The 20,760-nt window shown below is 38.8% G+C and carries 16 protein-coding genes; 11 read left to right on the top strand and 5 right to left on the bottom strand.

Annotated features, from left to right (window positions below):
- Positions 1-72: 72 nt before the first annotated feature.
- Positions 73-1,758 (bottom strand): L,D-transpeptidase family protein, encoded by a 1,686-nt coding sequence (locus ADHAQ_RS0122825; protein ID WP_034257034.1) that lies wholly within the window; start codon positions 1,756-1,758, stop codon positions 73-75.
- Between the two features lie 214 nt (positions 1,759-1,972).
- Between ADHAQ_RS0122825 and ADHAQ_RS0122830 the strand changes: the two genes are divergently transcribed.
- Together ADHAQ_RS0122830 and ADHAQ_RS26830 are read left to right on the top strand one after the other, a co-directional pair.
- On the top strand, positions 1,973-3,760 hold the full coding sequence (locus ADHAQ_RS0122830; RefSeq protein ID WP_034257035.1) for a M1 family metallopeptidase: 1,788 nt from the start codon (positions 1,973-1,975) through the stop codon (positions 3,758-3,760).
- Between the two features lie 177 nt (positions 3,761-3,937).
- Positions 3,938-4,828: a cyanophycinase gene (locus ADHAQ_RS26830; RefSeq protein ID WP_034257036.1), complete on the top strand. Its 891-nt coding sequence runs from the start codon at positions 3,938-3,940 to the stop codon at positions 4,826-4,828.
- A 6-nt stretch (positions 4,829-4,834) separates the two neighbouring features.
- Here ADHAQ_RS26830 and ADHAQ_RS0122840 read toward each other — a convergent pair whose 3' ends face one another.
- Positions 4,835-5,761: an isoaspartyl peptidase/L-asparaginase family protein gene (locus ADHAQ_RS0122840; protein ID WP_026464906.1), complete on the bottom strand. Its 927-nt coding sequence runs from the start codon at positions 5,759-5,761 to the stop codon at positions 4,835-4,837.
- A gap of 180 nt (positions 5,762-5,941) precedes the next feature.
- On the opposite strand from ADHAQ_RS0122840, the gene ADHAQ_RS0122845 reads away from it, so the two are divergent.
- From ADHAQ_RS0122845 to ADHAQ_RS26835, 3 genes are all read left to right on the top strand, one after another.
- Entirely contained in the window at positions 5,942-6,346 is a 405-nt protein-coding gene (locus ADHAQ_RS0122845; protein WP_026464907.1) for a DUF3127 domain-containing protein, read from the top strand.
- Positions 6,347-7,028: 682 nt separating this feature from the next.
- The gene (locus ADHAQ_RS0122850; RefSeq protein ID WP_026464908.1) at positions 7,029-7,400 is read left to right on the top strand and encodes a Fur family transcriptional regulator; all 372 of its coding nucleotides are present in this window, start codon (positions 7,029-7,031) and stop codon (positions 7,398-7,400) included.
- A 661-nt stretch (positions 7,401-8,061) separates the two neighbouring features.
- A complete protein-coding gene (locus tag ADHAQ_RS26835; RefSeq protein WP_157433488.1) occupies positions 8,062-8,457 on the top strand; it encodes an AlbA family DNA-binding domain-containing protein in 396 nt (131 codons plus the stop codon).
- A gap of 147 nt (positions 8,458-8,604) precedes the next feature.
- On the opposite strand, the gene ADHAQ_RS0122860 is transcribed toward ADHAQ_RS26835, so the two are convergent.
- Positions 8,605-9,138: a toxin-antitoxin system YwqK family antitoxin gene (locus tag ADHAQ_RS0122860; RefSeq protein ID WP_026464909.1), complete on the bottom strand. Its 534-nt coding sequence runs from the start codon at positions 9,136-9,138 to the stop codon at positions 8,605-8,607.
- A 577-nt stretch (positions 9,139-9,715) separates the two neighbouring features.
- Here ADHAQ_RS0122860 and ADHAQ_RS0122870 point away from each other — a divergent pair.
- A complete protein-coding gene (locus ADHAQ_RS0122870) occupies positions 9,716-11,101 on the top strand; it encodes a PhoH family protein (RefSeq protein ID WP_051360114.1) in 1,386 nt (461 codons plus the stop codon).
- Positions 11,102-11,173: 72 nt separating this feature from the next.
- On the opposite strand, the gene ADHAQ_RS0122875 is transcribed toward ADHAQ_RS0122870, so the two are convergent.
- Positions 11,174-11,695, bottom strand: a complete 522-nt coding sequence (locus ADHAQ_RS0122875) for a DinB family protein (RefSeq protein ID WP_026464911.1) — start codon at positions 11,693-11,695, stop codon at positions 11,174-11,176.
- A gap of 92 nt (positions 11,696-11,787) precedes the next feature.
- On the opposite strand from ADHAQ_RS0122875, the gene ADHAQ_RS0122880 reads away from it, so the two are divergent.
- The 4 genes from ADHAQ_RS0122880 (at position 11,788) to ADHAQ_RS0122895 (ending at position 14,894) form a co-directional block, all read left to right on the top strand.
- Positions 11,788-12,222, top strand: a complete 435-nt coding sequence (locus ADHAQ_RS0122880) for a YkvA family protein (RefSeq protein WP_157433489.1) — start codon at positions 11,788-11,790, stop codon at positions 12,220-12,222.
- Positions 12,223-12,263: 41 nt separating this feature from the next.
- The gene (locus ADHAQ_RS0122885; RefSeq protein ID WP_026464913.1) at positions 12,264-13,085 is read left to right on the top strand and encodes an SDR family oxidoreductase; all 822 of its coding nucleotides are present in this window, start codon (positions 12,264-12,266) and stop codon (positions 13,083-13,085) included.
- 12 nt (positions 13,086-13,097) lie between these two features.
- Complete coding sequence (locus tag ADHAQ_RS0122890) at positions 13,098-14,333, top strand: BaiN/RdsA family NAD(P)/FAD-dependent oxidoreductase (protein ID WP_026464914.1); 1,236 nt, start codon at positions 13,098-13,100, stop codon at positions 14,331-14,333.
- Positions 14,334-14,450: 117 nt separating this feature from the next.
- Positions 14,451-14,894 carry a PA2169 family four-helix-bundle protein gene (locus ADHAQ_RS0122895; protein ID WP_026464915.1) on the top strand — a complete coding sequence of 148 codons (444 nt, stop codon included), beginning with the start codon at positions 14,451-14,453 and terminating at the stop codon, positions 14,892-14,894.
- A 189-nt stretch (positions 14,895-15,083) separates the two neighbouring features.
- Here the strand turns inward: ADHAQ_RS0122895 and ADHAQ_RS0122900 are convergent, their stop codons facing one another.
- The gene (locus tag ADHAQ_RS0122900) at positions 15,084-16,838 is read right to left on the bottom strand and encodes a DEAD/DEAH box helicase (protein WP_026464916.1); all 1,755 of its coding nucleotides are present in this window, start codon (positions 16,836-16,838) and stop codon (positions 15,084-15,086) included.
- A 432-nt stretch (positions 16,839-17,270) separates the two neighbouring features.
- Here ADHAQ_RS0122900 and ADHAQ_RS0122905 point away from each other — a divergent pair, with 432 nt between their 5' ends.
- Complete coding sequence (locus ADHAQ_RS0122905) at positions 17,271-20,636, top strand: UvrD-helicase domain-containing protein (RefSeq protein WP_026464917.1); 3,366 nt, start codon at positions 17,271-17,273, stop codon at positions 20,634-20,636.
- The last annotated feature ends 124 nt before the right edge of the window (positions 20,637-20,760 follow it).

A 20,760-nucleotide genomic window follows, 5' to 3' on the forward strand; every position in this document is an offset into this window, starting at 1 on the left:
CTTATAAAAATTTCAATTCAAATTATACTTATTACAAAAGCTTTACTTTGATTATAAGCAATTTAAGGTGTATTAATTAAAATATTCCTTTTCCAAAGCCCGGTCATGACTATAAATATCATCCCGGAAATGAACAGCACCATTATCATCTACCCAGCTGGTAAAATATACAATATAAACAGGTACCTTTGCCTTAAGGTTTTCATATTTTTCCTCACCTGCGTGCATAGCTGAAATAATCTCACTTGTAGTCCATTGAGGCTTATCCCTTAAAAGGAATTCGGCTAAGTCTACTGGTTTCTCTACCCGGATACATCCATGACTAAAGCCCCGCTCCGTCTGGTTGAATAAGGACTCAGAAGAAGTATGATGCAGATATACATCGTGCTCATTAGGAAAAATGAATTTAATATCACCTAAAGGGTTTTTAGGGCCAGGCCGTTGCCGAATTCGATATTTAAAGGTTTTTTCATTAATGGATGCCCAATCAACAGCATGAGGAGACATGGGCTTTGCATTTTTATTATAACTGTCAAGCAATTCCATATCCATCCGGTTCAACCAATCGGGATCCCGAATAAGTTTTGGTTTAAATTCATTTACTATAATACTGTTGGGTACGTTCCAATATGGCGAAAAAACAATATACTCTAATTTATCACTGAATACAGGAGTACTAGTCATGGTTTTACCAACAATAACCCGCATGCTCAAAACATTTTTCCCATTTTCACGGGCATAAAGCATATACTCCGGAATATTTACAAAAATGTGCTTTTCTTCAAACTTTTTAGGTTTCGGCACCCACCGCCAGCGCTCCATATTGATAATAATCTGATCTATACGTTCATCTAGCGACACATTCATGGCTTTAAGCGTGGTAGGACCCAACGCACCATCAGCTTTTAATCCATGGCGTATCTGAAAATCTTTTACTGCATTAACTAACTCATCGTCAAATAAAAATTGGTTGGGTGCGGCAATATTCCAACGTTCTTTTGGCAGCAACCGCTGACGCAATATAGGCACCACCCGGGAAGTATCGCCTTGTTTAAGTTTGGTAACTCCTTCAATTTTAGGCCATCCGCCAGCTTGTTTAATTTCCCGATATTTTTGCAAAGCTGTCCGTAACCGGTTATAATCCTCATGTAAAGGCTCAAATTGATAATAAGGATAACGACTATCGCGCTCTTGTAAAATAGTTTGCAGCGCTTTATCCAGCTTTATTTTATTTTTCCGGACACTCCATTCAATATTATCTAGTTTACGGGGATTTACCGTTCCCCGGTAGAAATCCGAAGCATAATTCATATAAGAAGCCGTTAAGGCTACATCTATTTCCTGCTTCAGTTTAAATTTTAAAGAATCATCTTTGGCTTGCTCATAACTAGCAAACATTTTATTAAAATCTTTAATTTTATAATCATTGGGGTTCAGGCCTTCGCGATAAGACTTGTTTACCACATCAATAAAGGTGTTTGCCTGCGGCACTAACTTTTCTTCCTTAAACCAGCCTAAGCGGTAGTTGCGGGTGCGGTAGAACCGCATAATAACATTGCGGTGTTCTTTAAACTCAGGTTCATGTGCAATGTACTTGTCTACAAAGGCACTATCAGTTTTACTTAAAGGTGTTCCCTGTTTGCCATCTTCACTTGTAACATCACCTTTATTTTTAGCTGCTTTACTACAACTAATTGTTCCTAGAATTAAGATTGATAAAAAGAAATATAATATTCTATACTTATACGTTTTATACATATTTATAAATTTCAATAAAAGACTTACTTTACTTTTCGGTTTTCCCAAATAGTTTTATATTTTCTTTTTACTATTATTTGGCAAAAATGTTCTTAATTATAAGGAGCATAAACTGGAAAAATTACAAAAACAAAAAGCTGGCAAATCGGTTTAATTAAGTTATCCCCTTTCGTTTACTTTATCTCTAAACCTCATAGTTACTCATACAATATACATGCACAACTATTCAGCTAACAGGTACCCCACCGATACGCATTCGTTCGCAAAACCAACGGAGGCCGTTGTAAAACATTTGGAATTAGATCTGGACGTCAATTTGACTAATAAAAGTATATCAGGCACGGCTACTTATACAGTTACTGCAAGTCAAAATGCAGCCGAAATAATTTTTGATACCAAAGATTTAGTAATAGAAAGCGTATTACTGGAAAATGGCCAGGCAGCAGATTTTACCTTGGGAGAAGAAAAACTTTATTTAGGCATACCTTTGCATATTTCAATTCCACAACATACAACTAAACTTAGTATACATTACAAAACCACCGCAAAATCGGCCGCTCTGCAATGGCTGGCACCGGAACAAACCGGTGGAAAACAGCATCCCTTTTTATTTACCCAGTCGCAGGCTATATTGGCTCGGAGCTGGTTACCGTGCCAGGATAGTCCCGGCATCCGGTTTACGTATAATGCTCAGGTAAAAGTACCAGTCGGGTATTTAGCCCTGATGAGTGCTTTAAATCCCCAGGAGAAAAGCCTGGATGGTACTTATAATTTCTCCATGACCAAACCCATCCCCTCCTACCTGATGGCTTTAGCAGTAGGCGATCTGGAATTTAAACCCATAAGCGGCACCACCGGTGTATATGCAGAACCTGCCCAGTTAGAACAAGCTTATCAGGAATTTACAGAACTTCCGGAAATGCTGGCTGTTGCCGAAAACATATATGGCAAGTATTCATGGGACCGTTACGATTTGTTATTGCTTCCACCTAGTTTTCCTTTTGGCGGCATGGAAAACCCCATGCTTACTTTTGTTACGCCTACTATTATTGCCGGGGATCGCTCACTAACAAGTCTGGTCGCACATGAATTAGCGCACTCCTGGTCTGGCAACTTAGTAACCAACGCAACCTGGAACGATTTCTGGTTGAACGAAGGTTTTACCGTTTACTTTGAACGCCGGATTATGGAGGCTTTACATGGTCAGGATTACGCGGATATGCTGAAAGTATTAGGTTATCAGGATTTACAGCATACCCTGGAGGAAATAGGCCACAGCAGTAAGGATACCTGCTTAAAACTCGACCTCACCAACCGGGATCCCGATGAAGGATTAACAGAAATAGCGTACGAAAAAGGCAATTTATTTTTACTGGCTATAGAAGCTACAGTAGGCCGGGAAATTTTCGATCAATTTGTAAAAGGTTACTTTAAAGATTTTGCTTTTCAATCTATGACAACAGAAAAGTTCATAGCGTATTTAGAGGCAAAATTATTACCCCCCGATTCACCTTATAGCAAAATAATAAACCCCGAAGAATGGATTTACCAGCCGGGATTACCAATTACCGGTCCGGTAATAACTTCCAATCGGTTTGAAAAAGTCCAGGAACAGGTCACGCTTTGGCTTAATACTACGCCGGCCAATGCCCTTAAAACTGAAAACTGGTCTACCCATGAATGGCTATATTTTCTGAATGGGGTTAGTTCCCAGCTTACGTACGGCCGAATGGCTGAATTAGATCAGACTTTTAACTTTACGGATTCTGGTAATGCTGAAATACTTGCTGTTTGGTTGCATGAAGCTATAAAGCAGGAATACCTACCAGCCGAAGCGGTATTAGAAAATTTTCTGTTACACGTAGGCCGACGTAAATTCCTGGTACCTTTATACAAAGCATTAAGGGAACAAAACCCGGAGCAGGCAAAAAGTATATACACAAAAGCCAGAGCAAATTATCATGCTGTGGCAACCAGCACGTTAGATGCCTTACTATTTTAATGCTCTGCCAGCATATCTGGCGGTTTATGTGCAGCCATTTATAGTGAGGAGAAAACAAATTACATGCTTTTTTTACACAATTAGCACCAAATTATAGTTTTAACTGTTTAAATTTGAAATAATATTTATAAATTATAAGTAAATTTTCAATCAAACACTTAACCCTGATATTAATACGTGACTATACCCAAAGGAAAATTAATTGCAATTGGTGGAAACGAAGACAAAGGCACCTATCCCAATCCAAAATCTCGCAAAAAGTATTATCTAGATTTTTTCGAATTGGGAATCCTGAAGCGCATTGTTACCGAATTGCATGTTACCAATCCACGTATTGAAGTAATCACCTCTGCTTCTATGATTCCGGAAGAAGTGGGCGAACGCTATACTGGGGCTTTTTCTATTCTGAGTTGTGTTAACATCGGCCTTATGCACATTAGAAGCCGGGAAGATGCAGCCAACCCTGATTACCTGAAACGGCTGCAGGAAACAGACGGTATATTATTTACAGGCGGCGATCAATCGCGGCTAGCTGACTTTTTTGCCAACAGCTCCTTTTTAGAATGTTGCCTGCACCGGTACCAAACCGAACCAAATTTTGTAATTGCCGGAACCAGTGCGGGTGCTATGGCGATGTCTGAGATAATGATAAAAGGAGGTAGCAGTACCGAAGCTTTAATGAAAGGAGCCGTTAAATTAGGTACCGGATTAGGCCTGGTACAAAACGTAATTATTGATTCTCACTTTGTTAAGCGTGGCCGTTTTGGCAGGTTAATAGAAGCCGTAGGTACGCATCCTCGGGCTATCGGCATAGGTTTAGGCGAAGATACCGGTGTACTTATTACGAATGGTAATCAAATAGAAACCATTGGCTCTAATCTGGTTATTATTATTGATGGTCATCATATAAATCATAACAACACCAAAGAAGTAAAAAAAGGCATGGCTTTATCCATCGAAAACATAACCATGCATGTATTGGCTAAAGGAAACGTGTACGATATTGCAGAGCGTACCTTTTATAGAGATCTGGAAACCCACCACAACCGGGAGGAAACAGCTTATTAGAATTAATTAGTCTTTATAAATGGCTATAAAAGCAGCCTCGGGACCTTTTTTAGCGGCCCGATACATTCCTTCAGAATTGAAAGCCAGTTCAATATTGCCGTAACTATCTACTGCTATCAAGCCACCCTCTCCGCCTATTTTTACTAACTTATCCTGCACCACCACTTCGCATGCCTGCTGTAAACTTAAACCTTTGTACTCCATCAGGCAAGAAACATCATAGGCTACCACAGCCCGCATAAAATATTCTCCGTGCCCGGTACAGGAAACAGCACAGGTGGCATTGTTGGCATAGGTACCAGCTCCTATAATAGGACTGTCACCAATTCGGTTAAATTTCTTATTGGTCATGCCCCCCGTTGAAGTAGCCGCTGCCAGGTTACCATTTGTATCGCAGGCCACAGCTCCCACAGTACCAAATTTCCGGTCTTCGGTATGATCTAAGGTTACAGAATTATCGTGCTGGGCAGCTACCCATTGCTGATACCTGAATGGATCAAAAAAGTAAGTATCAGACTCAAAAAGCAAATCATGTTCCCGAGCAAACTCTTCTGCGCCCTCACCGGTAAGTAAAACGTGCTCAGAGTATCTCCTAATTTTATTCGCCAACAATATCGGGTTTTTAATGTGGTTCACTCCTGCTACTGCTCCGGCTCCCAGCGTTTGGCCACACATAATAGCTGCATCCATTTCGTGTTTTCCTTTATGATTAAAGACAGAGCCTTTGCCTGCATTAAAAAGCGGATTATTCTCCAAACACACTACAGCTGCTTTCACGGCTTCCACCGCCGATTTACCCGCCGCTAATACCTTATACCCTTCCTCAATAGCACCTTCTAATGCCGTTTTATAGTCCTGTTCTTTCTCTATTGTTAAAGCAGAACGCAAAATTGTCCCAGCTCCTCCGTGAATAGCAATGGCAATATTATTCATAACAACTGAAGGTATTTATAAAGTATGGAAGCATTAACGGAAGCCGATTCTTACAGTTTTAAACTAGGTTAATTAATTTTAGGAGGTAGAAAATAAAAGGTAGAAAAAGGAATTTAAATGGGCTAAAAAACGTATCTTTGTATACATTATTCAAGGTAAAATTTAAAGAAAAGTTAGATTATGTCATTTGATGTTCAAGGTAAATTGTACGAAATATTCGATGAGCAACAAGTAAGCGAGAAATTTCGGAAGAGAGAATTTGTGTTGGAGATTCCGGATGGATCTTATACCCAATACATTAAATTTCAGCTTACTCAAGATAAGTGCAACGTGCTTGATCAGTTTAAAGTTGGTGATGATGTAAAAGTAGCTTTTAACCTTTCTGGCAAACCTTTTACAAAAAACGGTACTACCATGTACTTCACTAATTTAAGTGCTTGGCGGGTTGAAAGTGCAGATGCTGCTAGCGCTGCAAATACCAGCAACAATGCAGGTAACAACTACCGTGCTGCTGGCGCGCCACAACAACCAGCTATGGCCAGCTCTTTCATTAGCGATGAAGCGGATAATGATTTGCCATTCTAGTTAGAAAAAACAGATATATAAAATGCGGGCCCTGGTCCGCATTTTTTTTTACCCTTTATTCCCCCTTTTACTTTTATAAAACTTAATTTTATAAAATCTAATATCAGTGGTTCGTTAAAATTTACGTACTTTCAAAATCCAAGTTCCGGTATACAGCTCCCATATTTTTCCGGAATTTATAATGCTGTTTAAACCCAGCTTTATAAAATACCGCCTGTAGATTTTCAAGAAAATTATCCTAAGAAGATAGGCGTTAATTTTAGCACTGATTGTATCCTTACTGATTCATTACTTTCTCAGCTATTTTTACATCATGTTGCTGAAGTTTATAATTTTTTTATGGTAATAGACTAAGTTGTCCGTTTGTATATAAAGTAAGTTTATTAGTTAGTAAATGATTAACAGGGCTAAGTCGAACCAGAATTGCCATTTTCTAGAACACCTATATAATAATTTGTAAATTGAACCTATGGCAATAATGGCAATTCAACAAAAATTGTTTCAAACACATTATTATTGACTAAAACTTTAACTTTACTTAGGGACTATAAAATAAATTGTCCTAACGGTAAAATTCCCAAGCCGAATAAGTTTTTCCTGTAAGGCATACCGTTTTAACTTTGTTCAAAGATAATTTTTTCAATAATGCAACAAAGCCGCATTATTGAATGTTTGGAAAATAATGATCAAACGCAATACTAAAGCAAAGCAGATGATTTTGGAATCTTTAAAAACTTCAAAATCAGCAATAAGTCAGGATAATTTACAGGCTCAATTAGGGGATTTGGTAGACAGAGCAACAATTTATAGAGTTCTGAACAGCTTTTATGAAGATGGTGTTGTTCATAAAATAGTGGGCGATGACGGCAAACAATACTTTGCCTATTGCAGAAATTGTTCAGAGAAAAGCCACCACCATAACCACTTTCATTTTCGCTGCCTGAACTGTGGCAAAATAGAATGCCTGCCAAATGAGATGGAAGTTAATTTACCGGAAAAATATCGTACGATTAACTTTAATGGTTTTATTTCCGGCTATTGTTCTTTATGCTAAATGATTAGTTTTACTTAATAAATAATTAAATTAAGAAACTGTTGGAAGTAGAGCCGATAAATAAGGGTAGTAAAACTGCCACAAGCCATGAGCTTGAATGTTGAATATATTAAAAATGTATTTTTTAAAAATACAAATCATCCTTCGACATTATAATTTGTGTAAATTAAATTAGCCTGCTAAGAAAAGATTCTATTTTATTTAAAATATTTATTTCAACATTGATTTTATTCTTTCCTACCTTAAATTATCCTGTCGGTTCTCAATGTGCAGTAAGCCACAATGGCTATATCTATCAAGGCAGATACCTAGAAACCTTTTTTGCGAAAAGGCAATTACATAAATTTGAATGATACATCCAGGCTCTGTGCTATTGAAGGAATGTTTTCTATGTCCCAATTTTCTGTTAATCTTTACTGAACTATCAAAAAAGGGCCGCCAGAATCATCAAATACATTGGTAATAGTGCAATGTTAAATGTTTTTATGGCAGTAATACCATTTCATGTTGTTACGATAACAATGGTAAGTAGCTTACCCCCTATTAGTAGGTACTACAATTGTCTCCTGAAATCGTACAACCAGTAAAAAATGTAAATAGGAAAAACTATAATATCCTAGGATTTTGGTTTGTATGCTGGTTTACATGGAAAAAAAAGGTAATGGAAGAACTGGAGAAACTAATTGCCACTGGCGAAGGAGATAAACTTGAATTTAAGAAAACCATAAACCAGCTTGTTAAAATTGCCCGCACCATAACTTCTTTTGCCAATTCCCGGGGAGGTATCATTTTGGTGGGCGTAATGGATAACGGTACTATCAGCGGCATTGATCCCGAGGAAGAAAAACATAGTTTAACCAAAGCTGCAGAACTTTACTGCAACCCACCGGTAAAATTATTTTTTAAGGAAATAGAAGTAGAAGATAAAATAGTTTTAAAAACCATAATTTTTGAAAGCAAAAATAAACCTCATTTTGCCAAAGTAAAAGAAGGTGATTGGCGAGCCTACATACGGGTAAAGGATGAGTCGGTGCAGACGGATAAATGGCTCATTTAGCCCTAAAAAAACTGGCCAGTTGCGCTTTACACAACTGGCCAGTTTTTAGTATTAGTTTTCATATTTAGAAATAAGCTTTTCAATAAATGCTTTTGCCAGCCTCTTATTTCTCGGCAGCACCTAAATCGAAAACCTGGTACATTAAAGTTAATTTTGTTTCCTGATTGGTAAGTCCAAAGTATGCTTAGGCATATCAAAAACTTCCACCTCTATTCTACCATCAGTATAAATGGTTTTTACGGCCTGACCATTAGCATAGGAAACAGTTTTAATTGGAGTGCCATCTTTTTCAAAATATTTCCAATCGCCAGTCCAGTAATAGTGGATTTTATCCTCTAAATCCTCTATCCATGCCGTTCCGATATTAGATATCTGTCCGTTTTCATGGTAGTAAGTAATGTCGACAAGTCTTTTATCGCCATGCCAGGTATAATGCTCCGTCATCCGAACATTCCCAGATTGATAAAAATATTTCCAGTTGCCTACCTGTTTACCATGATCGAACCGACCAATGGACATAAGGCTTCTCTTATTATTAATGTATTCTTTATACTTCCATTTACCGTGATGCAAGTTGTTTTTATCGTACCGGTTAATAAAAATATTTTTAAAAAATTGTGCCTGCGCCTGCATATTCCCGAATAAGAATAACAAGGCTACAACACTGAAAACTTTCTTCATGCTCTTTATCTATCTTGATTAAATTAAACCTGTTTTAAAGCCAATTTTCACGAGCTTCCAGTATAGAAACAAGACTGGGTTGATGAAGTTCAAAAGAAAAAGCCTGGTTAAAAATTTAACCAGACTATATGCATACGCTTATTAATCGTAAGACTTTTTCTTTTCTTGTTTTTCTGCTTTCTTTTCTTTAGCAGTTTTTACGGGCTTTTTTTTAGTTTCTTTACGGGCGTCCTGAGCTTTAGCCATAACCTTATTGATTTAGTGATCTAATAATTTATACTTAACGGAAAAACGTTAAAATTTATTTATAAGTTAGGCTGCATTTTTTTATTGCCCACCTATTGTTAACAGGAAGCGCTACCCCCTTAAATTACTAAATAAATAAAAACATTATTACGCCATTTAAAGGTATAAGATATTCTGTTACAATTATCTAAAATAGTCAGAAAAATAAGAAAGATTTTAGATAGAAAAAATTACAAATATAGAATTAGCTAAATATTAACTTTTCTCGTAATATACCTAAATCTAATTCCTTATTTCTGACCTAGTTCCACTTACAACTTATTAACTGTGTATGACTGAATCTAAGCGGCCTCGAGGCACTACTAAAAAAGCTAAAACTGACAGTTCCGAATCACCTAAAACTAAAAAAATATTTGTTCTGGATACCTCCGTCATTCTTTATGACCACAGCGCGATTGAGCACTTTGGCGAACACGATGTGGCCATTCCTATTACGGTTTTAGAAGAATTGGACAATTTTAAAAAAGGAAATGATATAAAAAACTTTGAAGCCAGGGAATTTATCAGGTTTATTGATGCCCGCTCTCAGGATTTAATGTTACAAAACTGGTTGCCAATAAACGGGCCAGATAAGGGCAATTTCAAAGTCATGATGATTCAGGCTTCCCAATTAGATGCCGATAAAATATTTGGTGAGAAAAAGGCCGATCATAAAATATTAAATGCCGCCTTGCTTTTGCAGCACGAATACCCCGACCGGCCGGTTATTATGGTTACCAAGGATATAAACCTCCGGTTAAAGGCCAGAGCATTGAATTTGATAGCGGAAGACTACGAAACCGGTAAAGTTCAGGATGTAAACTCCTTATATACCGGCAACGATGTGCTAACGGATGTTTCGCCCGATGCTATTGACCAGCTTTATGATGAAGGCAGTTGCAGCAGTGAAGATGTATTAACAGAGCCGCCCGCCGATAATCATTATTTTATTTTAAGGAGTTATAAAAGCTCTATTTTGGCTTATTTTAATCCTTCCGAGAAAAGAATTGAGCGGGTAGATAAATTATCGGCTTATGGAATTAAGCCCCGTAGTGCTGAGCAAACTTTTGCTTTGCACGCCATTTTAAACCCAAATGTTAAGCTTGTTTCGATACAGGGCGTGGCTGGTACCGGTAAAACCTTATTAACTCTTGCTGGTGCCTTAGAACAACGCCGGGAGTATAAACAAATATTTCTGGCCCGGCCTATTGTACCGCTAAGTAACAAAGACATCGGTTATTTACCCGGCGATATAAAGTCTAAGCTAAACCCTTACATGGAACCACTTTGGGATAACCTGAAATTTATTCAGAACCAGTTTCCGGAAACTACCAAAGAACACCAAAAGCTTAAAGAGTTGGTAGAACAGGAAAAGCTTATGATTTCGCCGCTGGCTTACATCAGAGGCCGCAGTTTGTCTAATATTTTCTTTATTGTGGATGAAGCCCAAAACCTAACGCCCCACGAAATTAAAACCATTATTTCCAGGGCAGGAGAAAACACTAAAATTGTGTTTACCGGCGACATTTACCAAATAGATACGCCTTACCTGGATGCTCAGAGTAATGGGCTGTCTTACCTAATAGATAAAGCCAAGAACCATCCATTGTACGCGCATATCACCTTATTAAAGGGAGAGCGCTCTGAATTGGCCAACCTGGCGAACGATTTACTTTAGTAACACCAGAAAATAAAAAAAGGCCGGCAAAAAAATTAGCCGGCCTTTTGGGTTTCTGTTAGTTTAAAGCTTTTACAAAACCATCAGGTATCGATCTCTGATTATTTCCAAATGGTGGTTTAAATGGCCGGCAATAATACCCACCAGTGCATTTACCGTTACAGGGTTGCCATTGGCAATGCCTTTTCGCTTGATCATTTCTTCATTTAAAGTTTGAATCAGGCCAAGCGTAGCGGCCCGAACCACTTTAAATTCTTGTAGTAAACTTGCTATTGCTCTCTCATTAAAATTACTATTCAAGACATAAGTATTCTCATCAAAACCCGGCAGTTCTTTCGTTTCGCCTCTACTAATACACATGCACCGGTAAGCCATTACCCGTTCCGTATCTATCATATGGCCAAGTGCTTGTTTTAAAGTCCATTTGCCGGGAGCATATGCTTTTTCTGCCTGGTCTTCTGGTACAGAACTTAAAAGGGAATCTAATTCCTGCATTTGCTGCTGAAGTAAGTCTACAATCGGCCCCTCAGGTAACTTACTGATATAAGTTTTATAAAATAGCGGATATTCGGACGGATCTGGAATGGTAAACATATTCTTTACTATCTAAACTTAAATATAGGTAAATAAAAATATTACCTGAAAAATATTTTCGCGTATACGAGGCAAACCTTAAAGATAAAATTATGGCAAGCTTAGCAGAACAAGGCTTTAAAATTTCTAAAAATGCTTTATTCAGGTACTTAATGCAAAAGGCTACTAAACTGATGGGTAAGCCAGCTAAAATTGGTTTCTTACTTCAGGATGCCTATAAAAAACTGGTGAATGAGAAAAGCGCCAAAAACGGCTTTGACCAGATAAGGGACATAATGTTTTCATTTATTCGCCTTGTTCGTGCTTACATTGATGGGTCTTACCGCGATGTGTCTACAAAATCTGTTGTTATAGGTATTGCCACCCTGCTGTATGTAGTTTTACCAATAGATATAATTCCTGATTTTATTCCGGTTTTAGGTTTTGCCGATGACATTAGTTTAATGGCTTGGTTTATTAAAGCTTTCCAGGAGGAATTATCCAAGTTTCAGGATTGGGAACATTTACAAGGCATACAGCCCTCTTAATCTAAGAATTTAACTCTTAATTGTTTTATCTTTGCTTTTCCATGAAACAAAATAAAACAATTAGTATCCTGGGTTGTGGTTGGTTAGGTATGCCTTTGGCCACAAGCTTTTTAACTAAAGGGTATAAAGTAAAAGGATCTACTACCACAGATAGCAAACTGGCAGAACTGGCAGATAAAAATATTATACCTTTTTTAATAAATTTATCTGATTCTGCAGCAGGAACTAATTTAACTACCTTCCTGGAAGCGGATATTCTCATCATTAGCTTCCCGCCCCGGCTACGAGCCGGGCAAGGAGCTATGTACCTGGAACAAATACATTTACTAAAACAGGCAATTAGTAATTCCCCTGTAGAGCAAATTTTATTTATAAGTTCTACCTCTGTTTATCCTGATTTAAATAAAACAATAACGGAAGCAGAAGACCTAACTCTTTCTATAGAAAACAACCCGCTCCTGCAAGCGGAAGCGGAAATTACTTCACTTAAAGAAAAAACCGTTACCATTTTACGTTTTGCTGGTTTGGTAGGGGGAGCACGGCATCCCGGCAGGTTTTTCGCCGGAAAGCTCAATGTTCCTAACCCGAAAGGCCCGGTAAACCTAATTCATCTGGAAGATTGCCTGGCTATCATAGAAACTATTGTTCGGGAAGCGCATTGGAATAAAATTTTTAACGCCGCAGCTGATGAGCATCCGAGCCGCAAGGAGTTTTATACCGCCGCAGCAAAGGATTTAAATTTATTACCACCGGCTTTTTCCACATCCTCCCCTGCTGATTCTTTTAAAATTATTAGCAATAAAAAATTAAAAGAAGAGCTGGGTTATGCATTTAAGAAGCCAAACCCCATGCAATTCTTTTAAAGGATAATTGGTATGTCGGGAAGAAAAGAAAAAATAGTTGTAATTGGCGGAGGTGCGGCAGGATTTTTTGCCGCTATTACTTGTGCTCAAAATAATCCGGAGGTAGAAGTTATTCTGCTGGAGAAGACAACTAAACTTTTGTCTAAAGTTAAAATTTCAGGCGGTGGAAGATGCAATGTAACGCATGCGCTGTTTAACCCTAATCAGTTTATCCATTTCTATCCCCGGGGCGGCAAGTTCCTGAAAAGCTGCTTTAAAATTTTTGGTGCTACCGAAACGGTAGCGTGGTTTGAAAAGCGGGGCGTAAAATTAAAAGCCGAACCTGATGGCCGTATGTTTCCGGTTACCGATAATTCCGAAACCATTGTAAATTGCCTAATACAGGAAGCTCGAAAAACCGGAGTAATTATAAAAACCGGAGTAGGCGTAGAAGCCATTGTAAAAAGTAATGCCGGAAATGCATTCTCTTTACATTTAACTTCTGGCGACACCATACTTGCTGCCAAGGTATTAGTTAGTACTGGTGGTAATCCAAAAAGCCAAAATTATCAATGGTTGTCAAATTTAGGCCACACCATTCTAGCCCCGGCACCTTCTTTATTTACGTTCAATGTTCCTAATTCGCCATTAAAAGAGCTCCCGGGCATTTCTGTAGCTAATGCCAGAGTAAAAATAGCCGGGCAACCTTTAGAAAATGAAGGACCACTATTAATAACGCACTGGGGCTTTAGCGGACCTGCCATTTTAAAGTTATCGGCTTGGGGAGCGCGCCTATTACAGGATATAAATTATCATTTTACCGCCTTAATAAATTGGATTCCGGATTATACAGAAGAAACTTTACGCGCTTTTCTGACTGATTACCGCAAGCAATACCCAAAACGCCTGGTCGTCTCCAATCCCATATTTGGTTTGCCACAACGCTTATGGAAAGTATTGAATGCCATTTCTGAGATACCTGATCAAACGGTCTGGGCAGAACTACCGGCCAAAAATCAAAATAAATTAGTAGAGTCTTTGATTAGGGCACCTTTTGAGGTGAAAGGTAAAACAACTTTTAAAGATGAATTTGTTACCTGCGGGGGCATCGCCCTACCCGAAATTAATGCAGCCACCATGGAAAGTAAATTAATTCCTAATTTATTTTTTGCTGGTGAGGTGCTGGATATAGATGGCGTTACCGGGGGCTTTAACTTTCAGGCCGCCTGGACTACTGGGTATTTAGCCGGTAAAGCAATGGCAGGTTAAAATTTAAAATCTCTATCTTTAAATACCATAATATTCACGCCTGATTAAAACAAAATTTTTCATTTGGTAGTAAAATAAGATTAATCGTTGTATCAAAACATTAGTCAATATAAATCTATGGAAAAAGGAAATGAATTTGTTTCAGTTGTTCACCACTTGATTGAACGCTGCAAAGAAGGACAAATAGGATATGCCCATGCTGCAAAAGATATTGAGGATCCAGAACTAAAATCTTTATTCCATCAGTATTCTGTTCAGCGCGACCAAATGGTAACAGAATTGCAGCACGAACTACACCAGATGGGTAAAACCGATGATGAAAGTACTTCTATTGAAGGTACTATTCATCGTACCTGGATGGATTTATCTTCTGCCTTGTTGAATAAAGATAAAAAACAAGTTTTACGGGAAGCAGAACGCGGCGAGGATTATGCTGTTGCTGCTTTTGACAAAGCCTTACAAGCGGATTTACCTGGAAACTTGAAAACCATTGTTCAAAAACAATATCAGCAGGTAAAAGAAGCCCACGATCGAATTCGTGACTTACGTGACTCAGCTTAATTTCAGGTTAAAACACAAGCATAAAAAAAAGGAGGTTAATGCTCCTTTTTTTATGTCAAAAATTTAACTTCACAATAAATAAAAAGGCTCAACCAAAACTGGTTGAGCCTTTTCTTAAGAGCAAATCCCTCTTTTAATCCTTATGTATGCTCTTACTACCGTATTTTTTACGTAGCTAATATTTGAAGGTTACCAGCGTCTGGATTTTTCTTTCCGACGATCACCACCTCTGTCTCCGCCACGGTCACGATCACCTCCACGGTCTCCACCTCTATCACGATCGCCGCCGCCGCCGAAGCGTCTCTTAGGTTTATCGTCAAATCTGCCTCTGGATTCTCTATCGCCAGAACCAGACCCTCCGCCTTCACCTGCCGTTTTCTTCTGGGCTTTTTCAAAGCTAACAGGTTTGCCTAACAATGTAGTGCGGCCAATTTTATCTATTACCTCAGATAAATATTCTGTAGAAACTTCAACAAAACTGAATTTATCGTACAAATCTATGTCTCCAATTTTGCTGGTAGGCACAGATGTATTTTCGGTTATCGCTTCAATGATATCTTTGGGATGCACCCGGTCTTTTTTACCAATGGTAACAAATAAACGGCTAAAACCTTCGCGTGGGCCTTTCATCTCTTCGGATGCAGCTTGTGCTTTGGCTTCTTTCATGCTTATTTTCAACAAAGCCGCAGCCACTTCCAACGAAGTAAAATCTTCGGCTAATAAGCGTTCGATGCGGGAAATTTGTTTTTCCAGTTTTCCTTTGGCAATAACCTCTTTAATCTGATCAAGGAATAAATTGGTTTTAATCTCCGCAACATCTTCGTAGCTAGGTACCGCCGCCAGTTTTATTTTGGCGTTGGTGTAGCGCATAATATCTTTTAATTTATAGATATCGCGACCCGATACAAACGAAAACGCTCTACCTGATTTACCAGCGCGGCCGGTACGACCAATACGGTGTACATAAGCTTCTTCATCCTGTGGTAAATCATAGTTAAATACTGCTTCCAGATCTTCAACGTCAATACCACGGGCAGCTACATCGGTTGCAACCAAAAACTCCAACGTGCCGGCTTTAAATTTAGCCATTACATTGCTCCGTTGCGTCTGGTTCATATCACCGTGTAAACCATCGGCAAAGTAACCTCTGGCTTGCAAATTAGCTACCAGTTCATCAACCATCCGTTTGGTATTACAGAAAACAATCATCGATTTCAGGTTGTACATGTCAATAATCCGTGACAGCACATCCATTTTCATGTTGTTACGAACCTCGTAATACGATTGCTCAATGTTAGAAACTGTTAAGGTCTGATGTACAACTTTAACAATCTGCGGATTTGTCTGATATTTTTTAGTCAGTTCCATGATTGGTTTGCTCATGGTAGCCGAGAAGAAAATAGTCTGACGTTCAGTTGGTATCTTGGTTAATACAAATTCAATATCCTCTCTAAAGCCCATGTCTAACATTTCATCGGCTTCATCCAGGATTATTTTTTTAACGGAGTCTAATTGTAAAGTTCCGCGCTCAATATGGTCCATTACCCGGCCCGGCGTACCAATTACAATTTGCACTCCACTTTTCAGGGCCCGTAACTGCCGGTCATAAGACTGACCACCGTAAATAGGAACTACCTGAATATCTCTTTTATATTTTATTAATTTACTTATTTCTTCGGAAACCTGAACCGCTAATTCGCGGGTTGGGCATAATATTAATGCCTGTACACTGCGGTTTTTCGGGTCAATGCTTTCAATGGTAGGAATACCAAATGCAGCTGTTTTACCTGTTCCGGTTTGAGCTTGGCCAATCACGTCGCGGCCTTCTAAAATATACGGAATCGCCTCCGTTTGTATCGGTGATGCTTCTTCGAATCCCATATCAGCTATAGCACGCTGCATTTCCTGGGACAATGGAAGCTCATCAAATCTTAATTTGTTCATGTGTTTTTCGATTAAAATAATTTATACGCTATTTGAAACGAGCAGATACTTTATTTTAACGACGTTTAGAAAGAAAAATACCGGCGAGATAATACTAGATGCTAACGGAAACGTGGCTAATGTACCAGCCATGTGTGAATAATTGACTGCTAATTTCAAAATTTTGTTCAAAGATAAGGAATAAATTTGGAAGGTAAACTATATAGGGAAAAAACTATAAAATAAAAAAGCCTGCTTTGCGTTCACGCTCTTCTATCTGAATGGCTTTTGTCTCGCTGCCTGAACTTTACAAACCTCCTTACTCTTCAGGGAGGGAATTGCTTGTAAAACCTTGGCAAAAGCCGTATCTTTAACTTATCAAAATAGCTTGTTCGAACTTCAAAATCTTCCTTTTCGAACCTCTTATTTACAACAACAACTAACCTGCTAAAAGTGCCACAAACGTTTAAAATATATTCTTCTTCGGCCGGATCTGGGAAAACCTATCATTTAACCAAAGAATATTTAAAGCTTGCCTTGCAAAGTCAAAGCCCGGCTTATTACAAAACTATTCTGGCTATAACCTTTACCAACGATGCCGCCAATGAGATGAAAGAGCGGATTTTGTCGGCTATGCGGAACTTTAATGATGCAGGATTAGATGAAAAAATGAAAGCCCGGAGTGAGGAGCTTTTACAGAGTATAACAAAAGATATACAGGACGAATACGGCCAACCGGATACAGACATTGAAACTATCCGGAAGCGGGCTCAACTAACGTTCGAACAAATTTTATACAATTATTCCGAATTTTCAGTAAGCACCATTGATGCTTTTGTTAATAAAGTAGTTACTGCGTTTACCCGGGAATTAAATATCCCCTATAATTTTGAAGTTGACCTGGATACGGCCACGTTATTAACTACTGCGGTATCTATGTTGTTAGACAAAGTGAATAACGCGCCAGAAAATAGCTTGCTGGCCCAAACGTTGGAAAACTTCGCCCTGGAAAAAGCCGAAGAAGGTCGTAGTTGGAACAACTTGCCAATAGAACTTGCCTCTTTTGCCGCTAATTTATTAAATGAACAGGTATACGAAGCGGTTTCGGAGCTGCAAAAGCTATCTCTGGAAGATTTTAAAAGAATACGGAAGGAACTATACCATCAAAAGAGTCAGATTGAAAATACAGTTCAGGAAACAGCCCAGGCAGCTATTAATTTAATTCAGGCCAACCAGGTAGATCCGGCTTTTTTACATTATAAAGAAAAAGGTATTTACGGTTTTTTTAATAAGTACCTAGGCAAGTTTGAATTTAACCAGCCCAATTCTTATGCCTGGCAAACCATTAATAATGATAAATGGTGCGGTGCCAAAGTACCTAAAGACGTGGAAGCCCGGGTAGACGGCATCAAAGGTGAATTAGCAGAACATTTTCATACCATAGAGGCCGTCCGGACAACACATGCCGCCTACTACGTACTTATTAATGAGATTCTCAAGCATCTGTACCAAATCTCAGTGTTAAATGAACTAGAAAAGTGTATTCAGGATATAAAACGCGATAAAAACCTGGTGCATATTTCGGAATTTAACAAGCGAATTTCTGATATAGTACTAAAAGAGCCTGTGCCTTTTATTTACGAGCGGCTTGGCGAAAAATACAACCACATCTTAATTGACGAATTTCAGGATACCTCCTCGTTGCAGTGGAACAACCTGCTGCCGTTAATTGAAAACTCACTGGCTTCCGGACATTTTAATATGGCTGTAGGCGATGCCAAACAGGCCATTTACCGCTGGCGGGGGGGCGATATGGATCAGATTCTGCACCTCTACAAAAAAAATACGCCTGCTTTGTACCGGAACTGGAATAACGAGGACTTATTGGAAGCCCGCTACGAGACTTTAGATTTAAGCCTTTCGCCTGCTGACCTAAACACCAATTACCGCAGCACGAAAGAGATTATTGACTTTAACAACAGTTTATTTAAGTGCGTGAGCGATACTTACGGGAACTACCCGATGCTGCAAAGTATCTACGATGAGAATTTTAAACAGGAAGTTCCAACTGGTAGCGCCCGAACTGGTGGGCACATTCAGATACTTTTTACGCATAACGAAGATTCTAATTACGAGCATGACCTGGATAGCTGCGAACGCACCGAAACCTTTTACGCAGGTTACAACAAACCTCAACTCCTAACTTACCAGGAAAGTACGCTGGCTATAACCTTACAGCTAATTCAGAAGGCCATAGCCGAAGGTTACGAATGGAAAGATATAGCCATTTTGTGCCGTACGAACCGCAACAGCCGCCTGGTAGCAGGCTTCCTGAAAGAAAAGAAGTTCGATATTATTTCGCAGGACTCTCTTTCACTACAATTTGCAGAAGTTGTAAATTTAATTGTAGCGCTGTTTCGGGTATTTAACCGCCCCAATGATACCTTGGCCCGCTCAGAGGCCATGTATCTTGTTAGCAAGGTTGTTGTTAAAATGCAGCCGGATAATAACCTGACCCAGGCTTTTACTTCTGTTGCTAATTATGAAGATAATACAGCCTTTTTTGATAAGCTACGCGAGTTTGGGTACGATTTAGAAGAAAAGGAAACCGGCAACCTGTCTATTTACGAACTAACCGAAAAAATAATCCGGGTGTTTGGGTTGCTGGGTAAAAACAACGAATGTGAATACTTATTCCGGTTTCTGGATGTAGTACTGGAGTATAGCCTGAACCAAAGCAATAATTTAAACAATTTCCTGGAGTATTGGGAAATGCACAAAGAGAAACTTAGTATCAATTCGCCTAAAAACCGGAATGCCATAACCATAACCAGTATCCATAAATCCAAAGGTCTGGCTTATCCGGTTGTTATTATTCCTTTTGCTGATTGGTCGTTGGAGCCGCAGCGGGGAGCTTTATTGTGGAGCAAATTGCCTCCTGAGCTGCCTATTGCCAATCTTATTCCGGCAGCAGTGGTAAATTTGGGCAAACGCTTAGAAGAAACATCTTTACAGCCCCAATACCAGGCTGAAATGGAGAAAACATTTATCGAGAACCTGAATATGCTGTACGTTGGGTTTACCCGCCCCGAAGACCGGCTTTATATTATCTCTAATAAAAAGGAATTTAAACAAGCTAATAACCAGAAAACAATCAGCTACCTGCTTTACCAATATTTGCAACACCAGGAATTGTGGCAGGAAGAAAAACTTTGTTACCAATTAGCCAAAGGCACCCCAACCAAAAAAGCTGCTGCTAAAATTATAGATGATGTTTTTCATGTAGATTTGTTTGAATCCTATAATTGGACGCAACGCTTAAAGCTAAAGCAACATGCCAATAACGTATTCGACTTTGCTACCCAGCAGGAACACCGCCGACTAAACCGAAAACTGCATTATGCCCTCTCCCGCATTACAACAGCCAACGAGCTCCCTTTAGTTTTGAAACAGCTAGTCAACGAAGGCATTATCAGCAGCAAAGATGCTCCGGAGCTAAAGGAAATGTTATCAAAAATTATTCATCATCCGGAATTAAAGCGTTTTTTCAGCCCGGAAACTTTTGTAGAAAAAGATAAAGAAATATTAAACCTAAAGGCGACCCGTTACAAACCAAATCGCATTGCCTTGGATGGCAGCAAAGTAGTACTGATGGATTTTAAGGCCCCTCCTTTTACTCAGGAACACGCCGATAATTTAAATTTTTACGCCAGTTTATTTAAAGGGCTTTTCTTTTCCGAGATAGAATGCATCCTGTATTATTTTGATGTAGAAGAAATAGAGAGATGGGCTTACGCAAGCGAAGCAGTAGTTAACTAAATCTAACGAATTAAGTTAAAAAGTTCCTCTTGCCAACCTTAGAACTTATTATTACTTGATTGAAACCTCTGCTTTATACCCGATTGAAGATTCATCTGGAAGCACCCTATTCAATTATTTAGCG

It is taken from the genome of Adhaeribacter aquaticus DSM 16391 (genome assembly GCF_000473365.1).
Lineage (GTDB): Bacteria > Bacteroidota > Bacteroidia > Cytophagales > Hymenobacteraceae > Adhaeribacter > Adhaeribacter aquaticus.